Source organism: Streptomyces clavifer (genome assembly GCF_036345975.1).
Taxonomy (GTDB): domain Bacteria; phylum Actinomycetota; class Actinomycetes; order Streptomycetales; family Streptomycetaceae; genus Streptomyces; species Streptomyces clavifer.
In genome coordinates, this window is sequence record NZ_CP107793.1 from 7638298 (window position 1) to 7661490 (window position 23193).

A 23193-nucleotide genomic window follows, 5' to 3' on the forward strand; every position below is an offset into this window, starting at 1 on the left:
GCAGGAACAGGGCAGGCGGGCGCCCGTGCCGCGGAGCAGCGGTGTTGCCGCCTACCCGTCGCGTGGGGGAGAGGGGCGGGTGGCCCGGTAGGAGTCCCAGTCGGCACGTCCTCCGGCGCCCAGCACCTCCACGGGGGAGGACATCGTGTCGCGGGGGCGGCCCCGCAGCTCGCGCCGCGCGGTACGGGCGACGAGTGCGGGGAACAGGGGGCGCAAGGGCTGGCACCAGCGAAGCCACGGCGGGGCGTAGATGTGCGGGGCGCGGTGCGTGATGCCCCGGGTGAGCCACCGGGCGACCTGGTCGGGGGTGTGCACACGGCGGGCGGGGCGGGGCTGGTTGCGCCGCAGGGCTTGCAGGACGGGATGGTCGTCGAGGCCGCTGAGCATGTCGGTTCCGGTCCAGTGGAGGTAGGCGATCCCGACCTGGATGCCGTCCGGCTCGACCTCACCGCGTAGTGCGAGGGCGAACGACTCCGCCCCGGCCTTGGAGGCGCAGTAGGCGCTCATCATGGGCGCGGCACCGAACGCCGCTGTGGAGGCGACCTGGAGGAAGTATCCGCGGGTCGCGGCGAGCTGGGGCAGGAACGCACGGAATGTGTTCGCGGACCCGGTGAGGTTGACGTCGATGACCCGCTGCCAGAGTTCGGCGGACGTGCGGTCGAACGGCCCGCTCACCGCGATGCCGGCGTTGGCCACGACCACGCAGGCAGGGCCGAGCTCGGCCTCCACGCGGCGGGCCGCGTCCGCCAGCGCCGCACGGTCGGTGATGTCGGACTCGATACAGAGGCTCGGACCGGGCAGGGACGCGGCGGCGTCCTGCAGGGTCTGCTCCTCCCTCCCGAGCAGGGCCACGTGCATCCCGGCACCGGAGAGGCTTCGCGCGAGGGCTTCACCGACGCCGCGAGCGGCACCGGTGACGACCGCGACCCGCCCACGCAGAGGACTGCCGGGAGCACGGCGGGTCCGGCGACCGCCAGGGGTGTCGTGCATCATCTCTCCTCGCTCCCGTGCCGGGCACCGGTGCAGGCCTGTCCGGTCACTCCGGTCACCGCACCACCGTCAGGCCGCCGGCCGGCTACCGCAACCGGACCCGGCCCGGGAGCGGGGCGGCGCGCACAGGGGCCCGCAGCCCCCGGGCACGGCCCGGGGCGGGCGCGGACCCACCCGCCGGCTCGGTCTCCGGCGTCCGCTCGTCCCGTCCGCGACAGGCAGGGGAGCGACCGGGACCTGCGGCGGGCGGAGCAGCCCGCGGGTGCGAGCACCGTGACAAGCAGCCGGGATCCGGTGCGATGACAAGAGCCCGCCGCCGGGCCGGTACGCGGCGGGGTGCCCGGGAGGGAGCCGGGGGCGGAGTCTGTCCGAGCGGCTGGGCCACCGCGGCCGGACATGGCTGCGCAGGCTCTCAACACCGGTGCGTTTCAGGCCTGGTCCGCGTGCAGCGCCGTGTCAGCCGGCGCACCGGCCGACGCCGGCCGCCCGGGGGCCATGCCTCACTGTGTGTGCCCCACGTGCGCGAGGGCCTGCTTCAGCAGGACCCCGTGGCCGCCCGGCATCTCGCTCTGCACAGCGGGCGAAGCGGCCTCCTGCGGGCTGAACCAGACCAGGTCCAGTGCGTCCTGCCGCGGACGGCAGTCGCCGGCCACCGGGACCACGTACGCGAGGGAGACCGCGTGCTGGCGCGGGTCGTGGAACGGGGTGACGCCCGCGGTCGGAAAGTACTCGGCGACCGTGAAGGGCTGCGGGGAGACGGGAACGCGGGGCAGGGCCACCGGGCCGAGGTCCTTCTCCAAGTGGCGCAGCAGCGCGTCACGGACCCGCTCGTGGTGCATGACACGCCCCGACACCAGTGCGCGGCTGATGTTTCCGTCAGAGCCGATCCGTAGGAGGAGTCCGATACTGGTGATGTCGCCGCTGTCGTCCACGCGCACAGGCACGGCCTCGACGTACAGGATGGGCATCCGAGCCCTGGCCATGGCCAGCTCGTCCGTGGTCAGCCAGCCGGTCGTGGTTTCGGTCATGTCAGACATCGCTTGATCATACTTTCCGGGCCGCTCCTCGGCCCAGGTCCCGGGCGAGCACTCCGATGAGAATCCGTTCCAGGAGGGGCACCCCGTCGTCAGGACCGGCCGACGCGGTGCCACGACACCCTCCCGGCGACGACAACGCCGGGAGGGTCCCCGCTCCGGGCAAAACCGGGCCCCCTCCTGCACTCCCTCCCGGCGAAGCGGGAGGAGACCACCCCGGATCGACAGGCCTTCACCACCCTGCCCGGCCACGACCAGCGCGTCGCAAGAGGGCCCGGGCCCCGGCACGGGCACGAAGGACCCCTGGTGACTTCCGGAAAAGCGGGAAGCCGGAACTGGACGCCAACCCGCACCAGACGTGAGGAGCTGTCATGACCACCTTTGTCATCACCGTCCCCGGAACTTTCGTCGCCGACGTCGCAGAGACCTCCCGGGCAGCCCTGGAACGCAAGCTGGCGACGCAGCACACGGACCTGAGTGAGAACGAGGGCCTCAGCCTGCTCACCCTCCACGACGACGGCACCTTCTCCATCCGCCTCGAAGTCGACGCCACCGACCGGTACGAGGCGGAACTCAACGCCCTGGGACTCGTGTCCGCCGCCCTGCGGGAGACGGGGTACACAGAACAGGACGCACTGCTGGGAACACCCGCCGTCACCGGGATCGACAGCGACCTCTGACCCCCCGTCATCCTGCGGACCCCCGGCACCGGTCGTGCGCCGGCCAGCCGCAGGACCGCGCCGCGGCACGCTCCCGGCCGGCCGGGCGTCCTCCCCCGGACCGCACCCCTGCCCGGCGGAGCCGCCCGCACGGCCCCGGGCCGGGGCGGCAGCCCGGAGGACTGCCGCCCCGGCCCCGATGTCTGTGCCCTGCCGTCAGGAACCGTGCACCCGGCCCGCAGCAGCAGCCACCGACCCGCCGACGCGGCCCTCGCCGCCGAGGTGCCTGTCCGCGTTGCCGGGCCCGGGAGCGTGGAGCGGCGGCCCGAGAAAAAGGGGGCCGGACGGATGCGCCCCTGCGGCGAAGGACGCCCGCCCTCAGCCGAAGCCGTCCCGGCCGAACAGCGCGATGAGGATCTCGGCCGCGACGCCGACCACGAGACCGAACAGGTACACGCCGGGCGCCACGACGACGAACACACTCAGGTAATGACCGCTGTGATCCCACTTGTCGTGCCGCGCACCCGCCAGCAGCCAGAACGCCGGCGCCACGGACACCCCGACCATGCCCGCGGTGAAGGTGACCCACAGCCTCAGCCCGTCAGCCGACAGTTCGTGGGCGTCCCCTCCTGCCGTGCGTACCTCCACGATGCTGCCGGCCCTGTGCTTACCGGCCGCACTGTCCAGCGTGATCTCCCGCCGTGGCTGAACCGCCGAGCGCGGAGTGAAGACGCCTGTGCAGTCGAAGCCCCGCTGCTCGCCGTCCCCACCGGTCACCTCGTAGCACTCGGTGATCTTCATGACACCGTCCACGGGCCCGACACCCAGCACGGCCAGCAGGTGAGGTCCGGGAAACAGACAGACCAACCACCCGGCCGCCGCGAGGCCCGCGGCCGCCCCGACCCCGGCCGCCACCCTGACCAGCTGCCTCACCCTCCCCGGCACTGACCACCCCCCCCAGGGCGTCGCGCGGTGCACGCACCTCATGCACGGCTCATCGTCCCGACCACAACCCTCCCAGGCCGAGAAGGCGCCGCGCGTCCGTCGTTTCCCCGATACGCGATACGTACATGCGGGCAGACCACGCCCGTGACGACGAGGTCAGGGGACCGAACACCGCCTCGGCGCACAGCCCCCTCGCCCCAGTCCGGCACCACACGCCGCTTCAGGCACGGCCCCGCGGCCGATGATGCCGCCCCGCACATGGCGCAGCCATACGAGACCCTCGGGACCCGCCCCACCGGGCCCAGCGAAACCACTGTTGCGACGGCACCCCTCCCACGTGTGCGTCACCCGCTGAACAACGGCCCGGCACCGCTGATTCCAGGCCCGCACCCCGAGCCCGGGACCCGCTGCTCCCGCCCTGCCCGGTACCGCCGGTGATCGCCCCGACGCGTCCTCGGAGCACCCGAGGACGGACCGCCGGACCACCCCCGCCCACCACGACGAAGGGAGCCCTCCGGGCACCACGGCCCAGAAGGCCCACCCCGGTCCCCCGGCGACCTGTCACCCCCTCAGCCCTCCAGCCCTGAGGGGCGTCCGGGGGCGGGAACATCACCGGGCACGGACACCTCGCACCCCGGCGGCCGTGCCGGCCGCCGCCCTCCGCGAGCGGCTCCGACCGGCACTCCCGCCGCAGTCCCCTCGGGTCAGGTGGCCGACTCCAGGGCGTCCAGCCGGGTGTCGTACGCCGCTCTGGCCGTGGCGATCTCCTCCTGGTGGTTCTCCGTCCAGTCCACGAGGGCGCTGATCGTGGTGTGCAGAGTCGCTCCGAGCGGGGTCAGCTCGTAATCGACGCGCGGAGGGACGACCGGGTGCACCGTGCGTCGCACGAGGCCGTCCCGTTCGAGCTGACGCAGGGTCACCGTCAGCATGCGCTGGCTGATGCCCTCGATACGGCGGCGCAGCTCGGAGAAGCGCAGTGTCTGACGCTCCAGGTGCGCTATGGCGAGCAGCGACCACTTGTCGGCGATGCGGTCGAGGATCTGCCTCACCTCGCACCCCTCGCGGGAGTCCCACTGGTGGATGTCGTAGTCCTGCTCGGTACCCGTGCAGGAACTCGGTGACTTTAAAGTGCGTTCTTCCATGGTTCCCCACCGTGCCGCATGATGCCAGTGGTTACAAGTGGGAACCGGCCCGAACTTATTCTTTGCAACTGGCCCCGGCCTTCCGGTTTCTCACGCGAACTTCAAGGGAACTGCAAGCGCCTTCCGCAAAAATGCGGCTGATTCCTCATGGCTATTCCTTCGCGTACAAGGAGAAACTCTGTGTCCACACTGCCATCCCCCCCGAGTAGCGGCACCGACCGCATGAGCGGGCGCGCGTGGGGCGTGCTGTTCGTGCTGTGTGGCGCGATCTTCCTCGAGGGCATCGACGTGGCCATGCTCAACGTGGCCCTGCCCTCGATCCGCGAGGACCTGGACATGTCGACCGGCATGCTCCAGTGGGTAATGAGCGCCTACGTGCTCGGTTACGGCGGGTTCATGCTGCTGGGCGGCCGGGCCGCCGACCTCTTCGGACGCCGCCAGATGTTCGTCTTCTGGCTGGTGGTCTTCCTGCTCTTCTCCGGCCTGGGCGGGTTCGCCACCGAAGGCTGGATGCTGATCGTCGCCCGCTTCGTGACCGGTGTCGCCGCCGCCTTCATGACCCCGGCAGGCCTGTCGATCATCACCACCAGCTTCGACGAGGGCCCGCAGCGCAACAAGGCCCTGCTCGTCTACTCCGGCACCGCAGCCGGCGGCTTCTCCATCGGTCTGGTCGTCGGTGGCCTGCTGGCCGCCATCAACTGGCGCTGGGTGTTCTTCGCGCCCGTCATCCTCAGCCTCCTCATCCTCATCGCCGCGATCGCCCTCATCCCCAAGTCGCCCCGCCCGGACCGCACGGGCCAGGGCGTCGACCTGGCGGGCGCGATCAGCGTCACCGGCGGCATCCTGCTCCTCGTCTTCGGCGTCGAGCGCGCGACCCACGCCTCCGCGGCCTGGACGACCGGCACGATCGCGGCGAGCCTGGTGCTCTTCCTCATCTTCATCGCCGTCGAGCGCAAGGCCGCCTCGCCACTGGTGCGCCTGGGCATCTTCCGCAACAGCTCACTGGTCCGCGCCAACCTCGCCGGACTGCTCTTCGCCTCGGGCTTCTTCGGCTTCCAGTTCATCGCAGTGCTCTACCTGCAGGAACTGCGCGGCTGGTCGACCCTGCAGACCAGCTTCGCCCTCATCGTCATCGGGGTGGACGCGATCCTCTCGCCCACCCTCACCCCCAAGCTCGTGGCCAAGTTCGGCAACGCACGGGTGATCTTCGGCGGCCTGCTCCTCGCCGCCCTGTCCTACGCCCTGTTCCTGCCGGTCGGCGCGGACTGGACGTACATGGCGATGTTCCCGAGCCTGATCATCCTGGGCCTGGCCTTCTCCCTGGCCTACGGACCGCTCACCATCGTCGCCACCGACGGCATCGCCGAGGAGGAGCAGGGCGTCGCCGGCGGACTGCTCTACACCTCCTTCCAGTTCGGCGCCGCCCTCGGACTGTCCTCCGTCGCCGCCGTCAACATCGCGGCCACCGACGGCACCTCACCGGCAGCACTCCTGGACGGCTACCAGGCCGCCCTGGTCGTGCCCCTGGTCGCCGCACTCATCGCCGTCGTCATCAGCGCCTTCGGCCTCCGCAGCCGGGCCGGGGCGGACGACGCCGGGCCCACGGAGATCCCGGGCCCGGTCGAACACGCCGAGGCATCCAGGTAGCCCCACCCGCGACACCACGCACACGGCATTGCCCCGGCCCCCGCACTCCGGTCGGCCGGGGCAATGCCTTTTCCTGCGCCCACCCATTCCCCGGTAACCAGCCGCTCCAAAGGTTTCCCGAGAGCGCCGGATTACCTGCACGTGACCCCGCCCCCGCAAGAATAGGAATCCAGTCGGCGCAAGAAAAAAGCGCGCCGTAAATTTGCTGCGGAAAATTCTGAGGAGACAGGATGACCACGACCGACAGTGCCGTCACCGCGGTGCTCGACGAGGTGACGGCCCTCGTCGACACGCTTCGCAAGAGCGGCCCCGCGGCCGAGGAGCGTCGCTGGATCCCGGACGAGAACGTCGAGCTGCTCGACAAGGCCGGCGTGTACCGCCTCGCGGTCCCGCGCCGCTTCGGCGGCCTCGAGGCCCCGGTCGCCGACCAGGTCAGGATCCTGAGCGAGATAGCCCGTGCCGACACGGCCACCGGCTGGGTCTCGATGATCTGGGTGTCCAGCGCCTGGGTTCCCAGCCTCTTCCCCGACAAGGCACAGGAAGAGGTGTACGCCGGCGGCGCAGTGCGCGTCTCGACCGGCTTCACCCCCTCCGGCACGCTGACAGCGGGCGAAGGCTCCTACACCCTCAGCGGCTCCTGGAAGTGGATCTCCGGCTCCCGGGGCGCGAACTGGGCCCTGCTGTCCGCCCTGCTCGTCGGCCCGGACGGCACCCCGGCCCCCTTCGCCGCCCTCGTCCCGTTCAGCGAACTGACCATCGCCGACGACTGGCACGCCTCGTCCGCCGCCGGCACGGGCAGCTCCACGGTCAGCGCCGAGAACGTGACGGTCCCGGCCCACCGCGTGGTCAGCCTGATCGAGATACTCGGCGGCACCACCGGCAACCGCTCCAACACCGGTGCCACCGGCCGCAACTACGCCTTCGTCCCCTTCTTCATGGCCCAGGGCGCCTCCGCCTACATCGGAATAGCCAAGGGCGCCTACGAACTGTTCCTCGACCGCCTGCCGGGCCGCGGCATCACCTACACCTCCTGGACCGACCAGAGCCAGTCCCCGGTCACCCAGATCCAGGTCGCCACGGCCGCCAACAAGATCGCGGCCGCCGAGGCACTCCAGGAGAACTGGCTGCGCCGGCTCCAGGAGCACGCCGACGCCGGAACGAGCCCGTCCGTGGACGAGCGGGCAACCGCCCGGGGCACGGCCTCCTTCGCCATCCAGCTCGCCAAGGAGGCCGTCGACGAACTGTTCGAGGCCAGCGGCGCCTCGGTGATCATGCGCGACGTGCCCTTCCAGCGCTACCACAGGGACATCCGGGGCCTGGCCCTGCACGCCCTGTTCACCTTCAACACCAACCAGGAAGTGCACGGACGGGCCATCCTCGGGCTCGCCCCCGACACCCCGTTCCTGTGATCCACCGTTCCGGCTGACCGGAACACTCCGGCCACCGGGCCGCCCGCACACGCGGGCGGCCCGGTCTCGTACACCCCCCCCTTTTTCAGGAAGGCCCATTGCCATGACCGACACCACCGTCCTCGTCCTCGGCGGTACGGGAAAGACCGGCCGCCGCGTCGCGAACCGGCTCAAGGAGCGCGGCGCCACCGTCCGCGCGGCCAGCCGCTCCGGGGACGTCCGCTTCGACTGGGACGACCCCAGCACCTGGGAGCCCGCGCTCACCGGCGCCGACGCCGCCTACCTGGTGGACGCACAGGACAAGCCCGGCGCCTGGGACGCCGAAGCCGCACTGCGCGAGCTGTCCACCCTCGCCGTCGCCCGCGGAGTCCGCCGACTGGTGCTGCTCCAGGCCCGGGTGACCGAGCTGGTCGGCGGCAAGTCGCTGATAGCCGGCGAACGCGCCGTCCAGGAGTCCGGTGCCGAGTGGACCGTGCTGCGGCCCAACTGGTTCTTCCAGAACTTCGACGAGGGGGTCCTGCTCGACGGCGTCCGGGCCGGTGAGCTGCCCCTGCCCGCCGGATCGGGCCGCGAGCCGTTCGTCGACACCGAGGACGTCGCCGCCGTCGCGGTCGAGGCCCTGCTGGAGAACGGCCACGCCGGACAGACCTACGAGCTCAGCGGCGCCCGCGCCCTCACCCTGGACGAAGCCGTCAAGGAGATCGCCCAGGCCACCGGCCGCGACATCCGCTACATCCCCGTCGAACACCAGGCCTACGTGGACGAGCTCGTCAGCTACGACGTGCCCGCCGACTACGCGCTCTTCGTCGCGGACCTCGTGGCCCAGATCCGCGACAACAAGAACGCCACCCCCACCGACACCGTCCGGCGCGTACTGGGCCGTGAGCCCCGGGACTTCTCCGACTTCGTGAAGGACGCCGCCGCGCGGGGCGTCTGGAACACCTGAGCCCCACCCGGGACACGCCCCCGCACCATCTGCCGTCCAGGGCCACCCGTGGCCTTCCGGAGTCCTGACCACTTCGCCCCGCCGGTCGTGCGGCCGACGGGGCGAAGCCCGCGAAGCAGCCGGCCCCGGACCGCCCGGGCGGGGCGGTCCGGGGCCGGCTGCACCAGCACCACCCGCACCCGCCACCCCAGGGACCGGCCGGGCCCTCGTCACCACAGGCCCGGGGAGCCGATGCCACACACACGGCACCGAACCAGCCGGCAACGCCCCCGGGCCCCCGGGTCCCCGGGTCCTCCCGCCTCACACGGCGATCCTCCGTACCCGCGGCCGCGCCTGCGAAGGCGCCGCAGGCGCCGGCCGGTCCGTCTGCGGAGGCAGCAGCGTCAGGGCCGACGCCCGGCGCTTTCCACCGCCCCAGCCGGGACGGCGTTCGAGCAGCTCCGGCCGGGCCGCGGTGACGGTGAGCAACGGGGCGGTTCCCGCACCGTCGGACAGGGACTCGAGCCGGTCCAGCACGACGTCCGCCGCCTCATGGGCGTCGTCCACGACGACCACGACCGGTTCGAGTGCGGCAGCCGCGGTCAGCAGCTCCGCCCACACGCCCATCACCTCACCCCGGTCGGCCGGGCCCACCGAGGACCCGCCCGAGGACAGAAGCGGAAGCAGACGCCGGTACAGCAGGGCGCGGCAGGACTCGTCCATGGGAAGGCGCCGGAGGGCCGCGGCGAGTTTGGCCCCGGACACCTCGGCCGCGTCCTCCGCCAGGACACCGCAGTAACGGGACAGGATCACTCCGGCCACGGACAGCGGATCACCCCCACCGGTGGCCCGGGCGGTCAGGACACGCACGGGCGCCGGGGACTGCACGGCGATGCTGCGCTCGAACTCCGCCAGCAGGTGGGACTTGCCGACCCCCGGCGCACCGAGGACGGTCACCAGGTGGGGCACCGAGCTGTGCCGGGCCCAGTCGAGCAGACCGTTGAGCACTCCCAGTTCGTGCTCGCGGTCGGTACGGAACCCGGCTTCGTCGCCCAGCAGTCCCAGGACCTGCCACGCGTCGGACGAGTCGTCGGCGGACTTCGCCGCGACGGAGGCCGTGGTCGCCAGTCGTGCCGCGCCACTCATCCACACCTCGCCGTCCGGCACCCGCCCCACCATCGCCCGGCCGTCGTCCAGCAGGGTCCCGACGGCGGAGGTGCGGCCCGCTTCGGCGGCCGGGCTGAGCCGGACCAGGGCCCTGCCGGTGGTCACCGCCGACCTGAGGGCCGTCTGCATGTCGACCGAGAACCTCTCGCGCAGAGCCAGGGCGGCCCGGACCGCTCGCTCCGGATCGTCGTCCCCGGGCCCGTCGACACCGAACAGGGCCAGCGTGAGCGATCCGAGCGCGGCGACCACGGTGCCGCCGAACCGGGCGATGACGTCCTCGACGGTGTGGAGTGCCATGTCGATCTCACCGGGGGACACCTCGTCGAGACTGCCCAGCCTGAGGCCCACGATCAGCGCGCTCACCGGGATCCGCCCGGTCACGGCCGCGCCGCCCTGACGCGGGACCACCAGCGGGGCACCGGCGGGCTGTTCGACGGGGCCCCGCTGATCGAGGACCGGGGAGACCGACGCGCCCGCAGGAGCCGCGGCCCTCGCGGTCAGCACGGGGTCGTGCGTCAGGATCGCGTGCTGCAGCGTACGGAGACCTCGGCCCGGTTCCAGGCCGAGGTTCTCCACCAGGGAGGACCGCACCCTCTCGTAGACGTTCAGGGCGTCGGCCTGCCGTCCGCAGCGGTACAGCGCGAGCATCAGCTGCCCGCAGGCCCGCTCCCGCCAGGGCTCCGCCTCGGCCATCATCGTCAGCTCACCGAGTATCGCGTGATGGCGACCGCACTCCAGTTCGACCTCGAAGAGGTCCTCCAGGACATCGAGCCTGTCCCGGCGGGCCGCGTCGAGCTCCGGCCAGGCGATACCCGACTCGGCGAGATCGCCCAGGAGCGGCCCTGCCCACAGGTCCAGCCCCTTCCTCAACAGCCGCGAGGCCTCCTCCGGCGCACCCGCGGCGAGTTCGGCCCTGCCCGCGGCCACCCACCGGCGGAAGACCAGCAGATCCACGTCACCGGGATCGACACGCACCATGTAACCGGGCACCTTGGTCACAAGCTCCGCCGATCCCGGACCGACGTTTTCGGCCAGAATCGTTCGCAGTCCCCATATCGCGTTGTGCAGAATCTTCCGGGCCGTGGCCGGAACATCCTCCGATTCCCACAGCGCCTCCACGAGCTCGCTCGTGGCCACCACGCGGTTGGCATTCAACAGCAGATAGCCGAGCGTCGCACGCTGTTTCGTCCCACCCAGAGGAACGGGCTTGTCCGCCGATATCGCTTCCAACGGCCCCAGCAATCTGAACCTCATTGCCCCCCGCTCCAAGGTTTGAGTGCATTCGAAAATACCCACGGCCGAATCAGGCTGGCAATCCTTGACGCACTGCAAGGCCTGTGGTGCACTTCCCGCAGATTTTCCCCCACCCTCTCACCAGAACCTTGGAATAACCTTGAGCAGCGCGTGACGGGAATATTCCCCCCCCGAAGGTGCACCGACAAAAAAGAGAAGGCGGAACTCATGACCGGCAACGCAGCCGAAGCAATCGACAACGCTGTCGAAGCGGACGTGGCAATTCTGGGCCTCGGCCTCATGGGGCAGGCGATCGCAGCCGCGTTCCTGCGGGCCGGCCGCCCCACCACCGTGTGGAACAGGACCCCCGGAAAGGCCGGGGACCTCATCACCCAGGGCGCCCGGAGCGCCCCCTCTCCGGCCGCGGCCCTGTCGGCGACCACAGGACCCGTCATCGTGTGCCTCAAGGACCACGAGGCGGTCCAGTCGGTCCTCGACCCCCTGGGCGAGGCGCTGAGCGGACGCACCGTCGTCAACCTGACCTCCAGCACCTCCGACCAGGCCCGCGAGGCCGCCGCCCGGGCCGGCGCCCACGGGGCCGCCTACCTCGACGGCGCGATCATGGCCGTCCCGCAGTCCATGGGAGGACCGGAGGCCGTCCTGCTCCACAGCGGAGACCAGCAGGTCTTCGACAAGCACCTGCCGGTCCTGCGGGACCTGGGAACCTGCCTGCACATCGGGACGGACCCCGGTCTGGCCGCACTCCACGACGTGGCGCTGCTCAACGTCATGTGGGGCGTGCTGAACAGCTTCCTGCACGGGGCGGCCCTCGTGGGCACGGCGCGCGTCCCGGCCTCCCGGTTCGCCGTCCTGGCCAACCAGTGGATCCTCTCGGTCACCGAGTTCGTCTCGGCCTACGCCGAACAGGTCGACGCCGGCACAGCCGTCGCCCAGGACGCCAGCCTCGACACCCACGCCGCGGCCATGGACCACCTGGTCCAGGAGAGCGAGGCCGCCGGCATCGACGTCTCGCTGCCGCGGTTCTTCAGGGGCCTGGTCGCCGACACGGTCGCGAAGGGCCGGGGCGGCGACAGCTACGCCGCCGTCGCCGACCGGTTCCGCGCACACCCCTGACGGTAACCGCGGAAGAAGTCAGTGACTTCGAAGTGCCTTCTTGCGTGCCCGTCCGGCAGTGCCGCATTCTGATTCCGGAGGGCCTTTCCGGACCCTTCCCATCAATAATCGGATGCCGGGAGGAATCGTTATGGCTACCACTGTGGAATCCTTCTCGGAAATCGAAAACAAGTTCTTCTCCTACATCCAGGAAATCGTCTACTGCACGATGATCACAGTGGACAGGAAGTCACGCCCGCGCGCCCGCGTGCTGCTTCCCATCTGGGAAGTGGTCGACGGGAAGCCGGTCGGCTGGCTCGCCGCCTACAAGACACCTGTCAAGGTCGCCCATCTGGCCAACAACCCGCACACCACGTACTCCTACTGGAACCCCAGCCAGAACGCGGTGTTCGTCGACAGCGTCTCCACCTGGGCCGAGGACCGGGAGACCAGGCAGTACGCGTGGGACCTCTACCGCAAGGGAAGCCCCGCCGGCGTCGGGTACAACCCGCTCAACTTCTGGCGCGGCGGCCCCGAGGACCCCAAGTACCACGTCCTGCGCATCGACCCCTGGAGGGTGCAGGTGCTCCGCGGTTCGGACCTCAGCAGCCGCATCTGGACCGACGAGAGCCGCCGCTGACCCCTGACCCCTGACGCGGACGCGGTGCGAGAACCCCGGGGCGGCAGGAGGTCCGGCCTCCGCCCGCCCCGGGCCCGCACCCGGACGCGAAAAGCACCAAGGCTCCCGGACAGTGGTAACCGAATGCTCATCAATTGGCAGTCCCGGTAATGACCGGGGTGTGAGTGAATTCTGGAAGCAATTCAATGAACCGGCAGTACAGTCGGCCCGGAACCGGATGAATTCGCGCCAGAGGAGGCAGGATGGCCACGGTCGACATCGACGCCGGCACCGTACTGAAAGCGGTACGGGAAAGCGTTCACACACTCCGTGAGAACGGACGCCCGACCGAAGAGCGCGGCTGGCTCACACAGGAGAACATCGAGCTGCTGGACCAGGCCGGGGTCTTCCGGTCCGCGGTCCCGCAGCGGTTCGGCGGGCTGGACCTGCCGCTCGCCGACCAGTTCGCCCTCATAGCCGAGATCGCCCGGGGCTGCGGCTCCACCGGGTGGGTGGCCAACGCCTGGATCTCCAGCGCCTGGATCATCTCCCAGTACCCCGACCGTGCCCAGGAGGAGATCTACGGCACCGGCGGAGGTTCGCTGAAGGTCTCGGGAGGCTTCACCCCCACGGGCCGGGCCACCCGCACCGAGGACGGCTTCGTCCTGAACGGAAGCTGGCGCTTCAACACCGGTATCCGCGGCGCCGACTGGAACATCCTCGCCGCCCTCGTCGAGCGCACCGACGACGTGCACGAGGAGGTCTACGCGGTGGTGCGCGCCGAGGAGATGACCCTCGCCGACGACTGGGACGTCTCCGCCGCCGCGGGTACCGGCAGCTGCACCTCGTCGGTCAAGGACCTCTTCGTCCCCGCGTACCGGGTCGTGGACGGTTTCGAGGTGCTGGAGGGCCAGGTCCCCGACCGGGCCCACACCGAGGGCAGCGGCCGGGAGTACGGCCTCACCGCGTACGTGATGGCACTGTCCGCAGCGGCCTACCTCGGGATGGCCCGAGCCGGCCTCGAGCTCTTCCTCGACCGGCTGCCGGGCAAGGGCATCGCCTACACGCACTGGGAGGAACAGCGGGCTCACCCGCACATCCAGTTCCAGGTCGCCGCCGCCGCCAACAAGATCTCCGCGGCCCAGGCACTGGCCGACAGCTGGACCCGGCGCATGCAGGCCGCCGCCGACGCGGGTGCGCGGATGTCCATGCACGACCGCGTGGAGATCCGGAGCCAGATCACCTACGCGGTCCTGCTGGCGAAGGAGGCCGTCGACACCCTGCACTCGGTCAGCGGTGCCTCGGTCATCCAGCGGTCACAGCCGTTCCAGCGCGTCCACCGGGACATCCAGGGGCTGGCGCTGCACGGCCTGATGGCGCCGCTCGGCGGTTTCGAGGCGTACGGCAGGGTCCTCGTCGGACTCGACCCGGACACCGAGTTCTTCTAGACCACCCGGCACCCCCCATACGGGCCGCATACGGCACCCCCCCGGCCGTATGCGGCCCACAACTGTCTCCAGGGGGCCGAGGACGAAAGCCGGGCAACCGGGAAAGCCTTGAGCCGCTCCGGAAGAAACCCAGGCCAAAGGCAACGAGGTAACAAGGAGCCGCTGGACCACGCCCGCCGACCCGCCCCGGCGGACCCACCGGACGGCGTGGAGCCCCGCAGGCGCTGTCCGTCCACCACGGTGGCGGGGGAGCCGGCGTACGGACGCCCCCGAGGCCCGCGAGGAACAGGCTTCCGGGCCGACAACCACGCGGCCGGCCCACGCGGCGTCACGTGGCGGTGGGCGGGATCGCCCCGGCGGACCGGTCAGCCCCTGATGCAGCAGATGGTGGCACCGGAGGTGACGGACGCCCCGACCTCGATCGTCAGACCCTTGACGGTGCCTGAACGGTGGGCGTTGAGGGGTTGTTCCATCTTCATGGCTTCGAGGACGACGACGAGGTCGCCTTCCTTGACCTCTTGGCCTTCTTCGACGGCGATTTTGACGATGGTGCCCTGCATCGGGGAGGCGAGGGTGTCGCCGGAGGCGGCGGAGCCGGCTTTCCTGGCTGCGCGGCGTTTGGGTTTGGCGCCGGCGGCGAGGCCGGTCCGGGCCAGGGTCATGCCGAGGGAGGAGGGCAGGGAGACTTCCAGGCGTTTCCCGCCGACCTCGACGACGACGGTCTCGCGGCCGGTGTCCTCGTCGGTGTCGGTGTCGGTGGGGACGGTGAACGGTTTGATGGTGTTGACGAATTCCGTTTCGATCCAGCGGGTGTGGATGCGGAACGGGTCGGCGGTGAAGGCGGGGTCGGTGACGACGGCGCGGTGGAAGGGGATGGCGGTGGCCATGCCCTGGACGGTGAATTCGCCGAGGGCGCGTGCCGCGCGCTGGAGGGCCTGTTCGCGGGTGGCGCCGGTGACGACGAGTTTGGCGAGGAGGGAGTCCCAGGCCGGGCCGATGACGCTGCCGGACTCGACGCCTGCGTCGAGGCGGACGCCGGGGCCGGTGGGTGGGGTGAAGGTGGTGACGGTGCCGGGGGCGGGCAGGAAGCCGCGGCCGGGGTCTTCGCCGTTGATCCGGAATTCGAAGGAGTGTCCGCGTACGGGGGGGTCGGTGTAGCCGAGTTCCTCGCCGTCGGCGATGCGGAACATCTCGCGTACGAGGTCGATGCCGGTGACTTCTTCGGTGACGGGGTGTTCGACCTGGAGGCGGGTGTTGACCTCGAGGAAGGAGATCGTGCCGTCGGCGCCGACGAGGAATTCGACGGTGCCCGCGCCGACGTAGCCGGCTTCCTTCAGGATCGCTTTCGACGCGGCGTAGAGTTCGGCGTTCTGTGCGGGGGTGAGGAAGGGGGCGGGGGCCTCTTCGACGAGTTTCTGGTGGCGGCGCTGCAGGGAGCAGTCGCGGGTGGAGACGACGACGACGTTGCCGTGCTGGTCGGCGAGGCACTGGGTTTCGACGTGGCGTGGTTTGTCGAGGTAGCGCTCGACGAAGCATTCGCCGCGGCCGAAGGCGGCGACGGCTTCGCGGACGGCGGAGTCGTAGAGTTCGGGGATCTCTTCGAGGGTGCGGGCCACTTTGAGGCCGCGTCCGCCGCCGCCGAAGGCGGCTTTGATCGCGACGGGCAGGCCGTTGTTCTCGGCGAACGCGACGACTTCCGCGGAGCCGGACACGGGGTCGGGGGTGCCGGCGACCAGGGGGCGCCGGCGCGCTGGGCGATGTGGCGGGCGGCGACCTTGTCGCCGAGGTCGCGGATGGCCTGGGGCGGGGGGCCGATCCAGGTCAGGCCGGCGTCCAGGACGGCCTGGGCGAATTCGGCGTTCTCCGAGAGGAAGCCGTAGCCGGGGTGGATCGCGTCCGCCCCGGAGTCCTTGGCAGCCTGGAGCACCTTGGCCATGTCCAGGTAGCTGGCGGCCGGGGTGTCACCGCCCAGAGCGAACGCCTCGTCGGCCGCACGGACATGCAGAGCGTCCCGGTCCGGATCGGCGTAGACGGCTACGCTCGCGATTCCGGCATCCTGGCAAGCCCGAGCAACGCGGACAGCGATTTCGCCACGGTTGGCGATGAGCACCTTACGCACGACGGCTCCTCATACCTGTCTGACATACCTGTCTCACGACATACCTGTCTGATGGCGCATCCGGACCGGACTCCACACAAGAGGGCTCAACCAGAAGACGGACCCGTCCGAGCCCCGTGCCGGTACGGCTGAAGCGGCAGATGCGCTTCCACATGGGTCCCACGCCCCGGTGAACTGCTCACGGTCAACCGGCCGCCGGCATCCTCCATCCGCTCCGTCATCGAACGGAACCCCTGATGGCAATGGCCGGGCCGCAGCACCCGCTCGACGTCGAATCCACGCCCGTCGTCCTCGACACGCGCGTACGCCCACCAGCGGGTGGAACGCACAAAGACCCTCACACGCCCACCACCCGAATGCGCGAAGCAGTTCCGCAGCGCCTCCCGGGCGGTGAAGTACAGGTCCCGGCGCCCCACATCGGGTATCAGGCCCTCGTCACCCGTCACCCTCACACTGACCTGGACCCCGCCCGGAGCGGAACCGACCGCGAACTCCCGCAGCGCCACGTCGAGCGGCGGGACGACCGACCGCTCGCGCACACCGCCGACGAGGTCCCGCAGCCGCGCGTCCGTACCCCGCAGCGCGTCCCGGGCCGCCGCGACCCGCCCGGCGGCGACCGGATCCAGCAGCCCCTCGCACTCCTCCAGGGCCTCACGGGCCGCGATGACACCGTCGGCGACATCATCGTGCAGCTCACGGGAGATACGGCGCTGCTCCTGCCAGCAGCACTCGGACTGGTTCGCCCGGCCCTCGCTCTCGCCCGCCCGCCGGGCCGCCTCGCCGAGGACCCGCACAGCCCCCTCGTCGAGACGGCCGCTCTCCATCATCTGCAGCATGGCGCACTCCATGAGCAGGACCGCCGCCGCCGCGTGGTGATGGGGCGCCAGCTTCACCGGCGGGTCGGGCAACCCGCCCCCGCCGGCTGCGGGCTCCGTGCCGAAAGCGGCTGCCAGGACGGCCCGGGCCCGGTCGTTCAGGGCCTGCCGCACCGAACTGTCCCAGCGGACCGCCTTGTTCAGCGTGGCCGGGAGCGCAGACTCGAACCGGCGCAGCACCGCGTCCAGGCACTCGGGGCCGGGCCCCCCGACAGGACTCGCCGGATTCCGGGACGCCAGCTGCCGAGCGACGTGCGACCCGGACGGCGCGGAGGACGCCTGCTGCGCCACACGGACGAGTCCCTGCTGCAGCGCCTCGGCGAAACCGGGGCCGATGACGGACTCCAAGCCGCCGACCGCGGCCTCGGAGATCATCGGGAGGGGGCGTCCGCGCGGTGGAACGCGCCGCCGAAGAAGACCAGCCCGTCCGCCCCGTCGCCGCGGCTCGAGGCGACCACGTCGCCGATGAACACGGTGTGGTCGCCTATGTCGTGAGCGGCGGACAGCTCGCACTCCAGCCAGGCCAGCGACCCGCTCAGGAGCGGCGCACCCGTCCGTGGGCCCGGGACCCAGTCGACACCGGTGAACTGGCTGGGCCCCAGAGGGCGCTTCTTGTCGGCGAAGAAGCGGGCCAGACCCTCTTGTCCGGCCTCCATGATCGAGACGCCGAAATGGCCGGCGGAAGTGATCGCCTTGTACATGACCGCACTGTGCGCGACACAGCACAGGACGGACGGAGGGTCGAGGGAGACCGACGTGAAGGCGTTCGCCGTCATGCCGTGGATGTCCTCACCACCGACGGACAGCACGGTGACACCGGTCGCGAACAGGGACATGACCTCGCGCAGGGGGACGGGATTCGCCGCGGGCCCCCGGGAAACGGCGACGCCAGTGGATACAGAATTCATGCCGCGCCTTTCATGTAATCCATGAGGAGGAATGTACGAGGGGATCCCTTCGGGCGGGGCATTGTCGAGTAACTGTCCGCTCAGCCGTGCGCGGGGGAGTGCCGGATTACCGTTCCATGAGCGCCGGTTCACGAGCGGATGAGTGCCCCGTGGTTAGGCTCTGGGCGTTTCGGTCAGGTGCACTCTCCATAAGGGGTGAAATGAATAACGTCTCCGCTGATCCGCAGCTCGCGGAACCTTATCTGCTCGGTTGGCTGGCCTCGCTCGGCCTCGATGTCGAATACGTGCGGGCCGAAGGAAACACTCTCTATTATCTCGGGGCGAGCGGCGAAGAGATTCCCGTACTCGATTTCGCGGGCGGGTACGGTTCCCTCATCCTGGGACACAACCATCCGGAGATCACGACGTACGCGCAGCAGCTCCTCGCGGCCGGGACGCCGGTGCACGCGCAGTTCTCCCGCCATCCGTACGCGAACGACGTCGCCGTCGCGCTCAACCGGATCATCCAGCGCGAGCTGGGCACGGAGGACAACTACTCCGCCATCTTCGCCAACACCGGTGCCGAGGCGGTGGAGGCGGCGATCAAGCACGCCGAACTCGACCGCGGGCTCCGGCTCGCCGAGCTCCGCGGGCGGCTCGAGGAGAACCTGGCCGCCGCCCGTGCCGCGGTGGCCGGCGGAGCCGGCGTCGCACCGCAGGCGTACCGCCTCGCCGGTGTGGACGCCCGGCCCGGGACAGCCGGATTCGAGGCGCTGGCGAGCGCGGTCGAACGGCACAACGCCGAGCAGACCGCCCGCCCGCCCGTACTCCTGGCCCTGGAGGGCGGGTTCCACGGCAAGCTGGTCGGCAGCGTCCAGCTCACCCACAACGAGGGCTACCGGGCCCCCTTCGCCGCACTGGGGGCACCCGCCCGGTTCATCTCCGCGGACAGCCCGCAGGCGCTCAAGGCGATCTTCGAGAGTGAGCGGGCGACCGTGTTCGACCTGGTCGTCGAGCGCGACACGGTGTCGGTCATCGAGCGGGACTCCCCGGTCTTCTGCGCCCTCGTCCTGGAGCCGATCCAGGGCGAGGGCGGGATCCGCGTCCTCACCGAGGAATTCGCGCAGGAGATCCAGCGGGCCTGTGCCGAGGCCGACTGCCCGGTCGTCGTCGACGAAGTACAGAGCGGGATGGGCCGGAGCGGCGACTTCCTGGCGAGTTCGGCGCTGGGCCTGCGTGGTGACTACTACGTGCTCGCCAAGAGCCTGGGCGGCGGAATAGCGAAGACGTCCGTCATGCTCGCCCACCAGTCCCGCTATCGCTCCGAGTTCGAGCTGGTGCACAGCTCCACCTTCGCGAAGGACGCCTTCTCGTGCTTCCTCTCGAAGAAGGTCCTGGAGATCCTCGAGGCCGATGACGGCGCCGCGTACCGTGTGGTGCGCGAGCGCGGCGAGAAACTGCTCGGGATGCTGGCGGCGGTGCGCGCCGACTTCCCCGACGTGGTGAAGGACGTGCGGGGGAGGGGCCTGATGCTCGGCCTGGAGTTCCACGACCAGTCCGGATCCGGCTCCGAGGCCATCCGCGAGAGCGCCCCCCTGCTGGGCTACACGGTGGCCGGATACCTGATGCGCGAGCACCGGATCCGGACCTTCCCGACCGCGAGCGCCGTGAACACGCTCCGGTTCGAGCCTTCGCTGTACCTGACCGACACAGAGACCGACCAGCTGGAACGAGGTCTGCGGGGCGCCTGCCGGCTCTTCCGCACCCACGACGGTGCCGGTCTCACCGGCACGGCGGTGGAGGCCTGACGCAACAGGACGGCCCGGCCCGGGACGGCCGGGCCGTCGCCCACCGCGCGCCGCCCCGGCCCCACCGGGCGGGCGGTGGGAGGCGCCCGGTGGGGAACCGACCGGGCGCCTCCCACCACTGGCAGGTCAGTCGATACCCCGCACGATGTGGGGCTCGCCGGACTCGTCCTCCGCGCCGGCGAGCTGCAGAGGCGGATACCGCAGGACGTGCGCCAGGCCCTTGGGGAACGCGTGGCCGAGGTCGGCGTCGTACGTGTCGTCGCGCATCATGTCCTCCGGTTGTCGAGTGGAACGGCTCTCACGTCCCTGCGTCCGGTTCGGGGTGGACGGCGAGGACTCCACGGACCGCAGACCGACGGCGGTCACCACCGGGCCGGGGCGTGACAGACCTCGCCGGAGCCCGGAGCCCGCCCTGCTGGGGAGGACCCGCCGTTGCGGACGCTCCCCCTGGCACTGAACAGCAAGGACGCACCGCCCGCCGCCCGTTGAAAGGCGCGCGGTCAGACCCGCTCCCGGCGGAGGATCACGCCGGGGAGCCCGCGACGAGCAGGCTGGTCGTGATGATGTCGCGGACGTCGTCGGTACGGTCGTCCAGGTAGAAGTGGCCACCGGACAGGACCCGCAGGTCGAAACCGCCGGTGGTGTGACCGCGCCAGGCCGCCGCCTCGGCGACACCCACCACCGGGTCCGCGTCGCCGACCAGGACGGTGAGGGGACAGCTCAGCGGGGAGCCGCCGCCCCAGTGGTACGTGCCCAGGGCGCCGTAGTCCGCGCGCAGCGCCGGCATCACCATGGCGAGCAGTTCGGGGTCGTCGAGGACCGCGCGGCCGGTCCCGCCGAGAGCACCCACCGCGGCCAGGATCTCCGTGTCACTGCCCAGCCGGTCGTGCGCGCCGGGCAGCGGCGAGGGCGCGCCCCGCCCGGAGAGGAACACCCTGCGGGGCTCCGGCCGCCCGGCGGTGACCAGGCGGCGGGCCGTCTCGTGGGCGAGGACCGCCCCCATGCTGTGCCCGAACAGGGCGTAGGGGCCCTCGGTCAGCGGCTCCATGACCTCCGCGAGGGCGTCGGCGTGCGCGGCGATGCTGTGGTACGGCTCCTCCCGCCGCCGGTCCTGACGGCCCGGGTACTGGACGGCCAGCACGTCCAGGTGCCCGCCGAGCGCCCGCGACAGGGGAAGGAACGCGCTGGCCGCGCCCCCCGCGTGCGGGAAACACACCAACCGCACGGTGTCCTCACGGGCCGTTCCGAAGCGTCTGAACCACGTGCTATCCACTACGTCCCTTTCTGCGGGCCGGTACCCGAGGGCACCAGACGGGGGAGCATGAACTGCCAGAACCGGGCGATCCGTTGCTGCGACAGCCAGGTGGGGTCCCTGCGGCCCAGGGCCTCGAAGCCGACGGTCGACGCCGTCACGACGGTGGCGACGTCCTCCGCCTCGGTCCCGTCGGCGAGCGCGCCGATCTCCGCCGCGTGCCGCAGCGTGCCGCCGATCCAGTCCTGCCACTGGCCGCGCAGGTCGACCAGGCTGGGCCACGAGGGCTCGCAGCCCAGCGTGAACCCGGCGCGCAGGATGACGTCGCTGTGCAGCCCGTCGAAGAGCTGGTGGGAGGTTTCCACCAGGTTGTGGATCACGTCGACGCCACCCGGGGACCCGGGCCCGTCGAACCCGTCCGGGGTCGGACCGGTGATGTTCCACAGCCGCTGCTCGGCCGACTTCTCGATGGCCGCCGCCAGCGCGCCCTTGTTGGCGAAGTGGAAGTGGAGGGCCCCACTGCTCACCCCGGCCCGGTGGGAGATGGAGGAGAGGGAAGCCGATACGAAACCGTCCGTGTCGAAGATCTCCGCTGCGGACCGGAGCACCGCCGCCCGCGTACGGACGGCGCGTTCCTGCTTAGCCATGTGTACTCCGTGGATGCCTGGGGCGCCGCTGACGGCCCTTCAAGAACGTCCAGCGTAATGAACCGCAGCGACGGTTTTCTCACGGCGCTGATCGAATTCGTCTTGAAAGGACCACCCGCCGGACGGTCCGGAATCCGGAACCCGGCCTGCCCGAGGGGGGAAGGACCGGGCAGGCCGGGAGAAGGGGGACCTACTCGGGGAGCAGGGTGCCGGCGACCGGACGGTCGATGGACATGAGCCAGCGGCCGTCATCACCGAGACGGAGCACGTCGGTGCAGTTGCCTTCGATACGGACGGGCTCACCGTCGGGACCCGTGCTGTCGACGCTGAACTTCACGCCGATCAGGGCCACGTCGCCGGCCACGTACGCGTGCGTGATCTCCGCCTTGAGGAAAGGCTTCGGCGCGAGGAACTCCTTGAAGAACTCCAGACGCTCCTTCCCGGTGAGCGGAGAGCCGGAGAAGTTCGATATCGCGTCGTCACGGTAGAGGAGATCAAACAGCGCTCCGTCACCGGAATTGAAGAGCTGGATGAAGATCTCGTTCTGAGTATCCGCGTCCGCGGTCAGGTCGGGGTTGTCGACATCGAAGTCGACCGTGATACCGGGAATGCTCATGGTCTGCGACACCATTTCCTTGGGTTGGGGGCGACCCCGTGCCGGGCACGGAGCCGCACGGGTTACTTCTGCTCGCCGTACGGCTCGTCGATGGCGTAGCGCCAGTTGCCGTCCGCACCCTTGCGCAGCACGTCGACACCGACCCCCGTCAGCAGCTCGGGGCTGCCCGAGCCGTCCACCGTGGCGATGGACCAGTCCACGATCAGGAGCGCGGTGTCTCCGGTCACGAACGTCTGGCGCGGCTTGGCGCTCATCTTCGGAGAACGGGCCAGGAACTCCTTGACCGCGTCCTTCCGGGCCTGGCCCGTGAGCGGTTTGCCCGGCTCCCAGACCGCGACGGCCTCATCGGTGTACATCGCGTTCACGGCGTCGGCGTCGCCCGCGTTGAAGGCCGCCTCGTACAGCGCGGTGTGCTGTGCGACATCGCTGGTCAGATTACTCATGGTGAGACCATTCCTGCTTTCTTCCGGCATTACTCCCGGGAATTCGAGGAGTTTCACGCAGATCTGTTCAGAATGTAACGGGTGGACCTCACCGGTCGCCCACCGACAAGTAACGGGCCACCCGAACCGGCCGGTTACCCACACGTGACCAGGTATTGAGAAGAAACAGAGCGGCCGATCCTAAGGTCACCATGCGGGCTTCCATATCCGGGATA

General features: G+C 70.6%; 20 protein-coding genes and 1 pseudogene. 8 read left to right on the top strand and 13 right to left on the bottom strand.

Features of this window, described 5'->3' with window-relative positions:
- Positions 1–51 precede the first annotated feature (51 nt).
- Both OG927_RS33115 and OG927_RS33120 read right to left on the bottom strand, forming a co-directional pair.
- Positions 52–990, bottom strand: a complete 939-nt coding sequence (locus OG927_RS33115; protein ID WP_056790220.1) for an SDR family oxidoreductase — start codon at positions 988–990, stop codon at positions 52–54.
- Between the two features lie 500 nt (positions 991–1490).
- Positions 1491–2027 carry an NUDIX hydrolase family protein gene (locus tag OG927_RS33120; RefSeq protein WP_107103223.1) on the bottom strand — a complete coding sequence of 179 codons (537 nt, stop codon included), beginning with the start codon at positions 2025–2027 and terminating at the stop codon, positions 1491–1493.
- Positions 2028–2395: 368 nt separating this feature from the next.
- On the opposite strand from OG927_RS33120, the gene OG927_RS33125 reads away from it, so the two are divergent.
- Positions 2396–2704: a hypothetical protein gene (locus tag OG927_RS33125; protein ID WP_330319474.1), complete on the top strand. Its 309-nt coding sequence runs from the start codon at positions 2396–2398 to the stop codon at positions 2702–2704.
- A 357-nt stretch (positions 2705–3061) separates the two neighbouring features.
- Here OG927_RS33125 and OG927_RS33130 read toward each other — a convergent pair whose 3' ends face one another.
- Positions 3062–3484 (bottom strand): hypothetical protein, encoded by a 423-nt coding sequence (locus OG927_RS33130; RefSeq protein ID WP_157866818.1) that lies wholly within the window; start codon positions 3482–3484, stop codon positions 3062–3064.
- Positions 3485–4332: 848 nt separating this feature from the next.
- Entirely contained in the window at positions 4333–4770 is a 438-nt protein-coding gene (locus OG927_RS33135; protein WP_056790236.1) for a winged helix-turn-helix transcriptional regulator, read from the bottom strand.
- A 222-nt stretch (positions 4771–4992) separates the two neighbouring features.
- Between OG927_RS33135 and OG927_RS33140 the strand changes: the two genes are divergently transcribed.
- From OG927_RS33140 to OG927_RS33150, 3 genes are all read left to right on the top strand, one after another.
- Positions 4993–6417 carry an MFS transporter gene (locus OG927_RS33140; protein ID WP_056790238.1) on the top strand — a complete coding sequence of 475 codons (1425 nt, stop codon included), beginning with the start codon at positions 4993–4995 and terminating at the stop codon, positions 6415–6417.
- Between the two features lie 230 nt (positions 6418–6647).
- Positions 6648–7826: an acyl-CoA dehydrogenase family protein gene (locus tag OG927_RS33145; RefSeq protein ID WP_056790241.1), complete on the top strand. Its 1179-nt coding sequence runs from the start codon at positions 6648–6650 to the stop codon at positions 7824–7826.
- 103 nt (positions 7827–7929) lie between these two features.
- Complete coding sequence (locus tag OG927_RS33150; protein ID WP_056790247.1) at positions 7930–8772, top strand: NAD(P)H-binding protein; 843 nt, start codon at positions 7930–7932, stop codon at positions 8770–8772.
- Positions 8773–9072: 300 nt separating this feature from the next.
- Here OG927_RS33150 and OG927_RS33155 read toward each other — a convergent pair whose 3' ends face one another.
- A complete protein-coding gene (locus tag OG927_RS33155) occupies positions 9073–11172 on the bottom strand; it encodes a BTAD domain-containing putative transcriptional regulator (RefSeq protein ID WP_079100714.1) in 2100 nt (699 codons plus the stop codon).
- 207 nt (positions 11173–11379) lie between these two features.
- Between OG927_RS33155 and OG927_RS33160 the strand changes: the two genes are divergently transcribed.
- From OG927_RS33160 to OG927_RS33170, 3 genes are all read left to right on the top strand, one after another.
- On the top strand, positions 11380–12285 hold the full coding sequence (locus tag OG927_RS33160; RefSeq protein ID WP_330319473.1) for an NAD(P)-dependent oxidoreductase: 906 nt from the start codon (positions 11380–11382) through the stop codon (positions 12283–12285).
- A gap of 130 nt (positions 12286–12415) precedes the next feature.
- The gene (locus OG927_RS33165) at positions 12416–12904 is read left to right on the top strand and encodes a pyridoxamine 5'-phosphate oxidase family protein (RefSeq protein ID WP_056790255.1); all 489 of its coding nucleotides are present in this window, start codon (positions 12416–12418) and stop codon (positions 12902–12904) included.
- A gap of 242 nt (positions 12905–13146) precedes the next feature.
- Positions 13147–14331, top strand: coding sequence for an acyl-CoA dehydrogenase family protein (locus tag OG927_RS33170; protein WP_056790258.1), 1185 nt, complete (start codon positions 13147–13149; stop codon positions 14329–14331).
- A 365-nt stretch (positions 14332–14696) separates the two neighbouring features.
- Here the strand turns inward: OG927_RS33170 and OG927_RS33175 are convergent.
- The 3 genes and pseudogenes from OG927_RS33175 to OG927_RS33185 form a co-directional block, all read right to left on the bottom strand.
- Positions 14697–16450 (bottom strand): annotated as a pseudogene (locus tag OG927_RS33175) (acetyl/propionyl/methylcrotonyl-CoA carboxylase subunit alpha).
- Between the two features lie 86 nt (positions 16451–16536).
- Entirely contained in the window at positions 16537–17700 is a 1164-nt protein-coding gene (locus tag OG927_RS33180) for a sensor histidine kinase (protein ID WP_124283581.1), read from the bottom strand.
- Positions 17697–18233, bottom strand: coding sequence for a flavin reductase family protein (locus tag OG927_RS33185; RefSeq protein ID WP_330319471.1), 537 nt, complete (start codon positions 18231–18233; stop codon positions 17697–17699). Before OG927_RS33185 ends, OG927_RS33180 begins: the two co-directional genes overlap by 4 nt.
- Positions 18234–18433: 200 nt before the next feature.
- Between OG927_RS33185 and OG927_RS33190 the strand changes: the two genes are divergently transcribed.
- Positions 18434–20020 (top strand): aspartate aminotransferase family protein, encoded by a 1587-nt coding sequence (locus OG927_RS33190; protein ID WP_330319470.1) that lies wholly within the window; start codon positions 18434–18436, stop codon positions 20018–20020.
- A 126-nt stretch (positions 20021–20146) separates the two neighbouring features.
- Here OG927_RS33190 and OG927_RS33195 read toward each other — a convergent pair whose 3' ends face one another.
- The 5 genes from OG927_RS33195 to OG927_RS33215 form a co-directional block, all read right to left on the bottom strand.
- Positions 20147–20287 carry a hypothetical protein gene (locus OG927_RS33195; protein ID WP_164494264.1) on the bottom strand — a complete coding sequence of 47 codons (141 nt, stop codon included), beginning with the start codon at positions 20285–20287 and terminating at the stop codon, positions 20147–20149.
- A gap of 256 nt (positions 20288–20543) precedes the next feature.
- On the bottom strand, positions 20544–21245 hold the full coding sequence (locus tag OG927_RS33200) for a thioesterase II family protein (protein WP_330319469.1): 702 nt from the start codon (positions 21243–21245) through the stop codon (positions 20544–20546).
- Between the two features lie 47 nt (positions 21246–21292).
- Positions 21293–21919: a ScbR family autoregulator-binding transcription factor gene (locus OG927_RS33205; protein WP_056793628.1), complete on the bottom strand. Its 627-nt coding sequence runs from the start codon at positions 21917–21919 to the stop codon at positions 21293–21295.
- A 190-nt stretch (positions 21920–22109) separates the two neighbouring features.
- Complete coding sequence (locus OG927_RS33210; RefSeq protein ID WP_056793630.1) at positions 22110–22535, bottom strand: YybH family protein; 426 nt, start codon at positions 22533–22535, stop codon at positions 22110–22112.
- Positions 22536–22597: 62 nt separating this feature from the next.
- Positions 22598–22978, bottom strand: coding sequence for a YybH family protein (locus OG927_RS33215; RefSeq protein ID WP_056793629.1), 381 nt, complete (start codon positions 22976–22978; stop codon positions 22598–22600).
- Between the last annotated feature and the right edge of the window lie 215 nt (positions 22979–23193).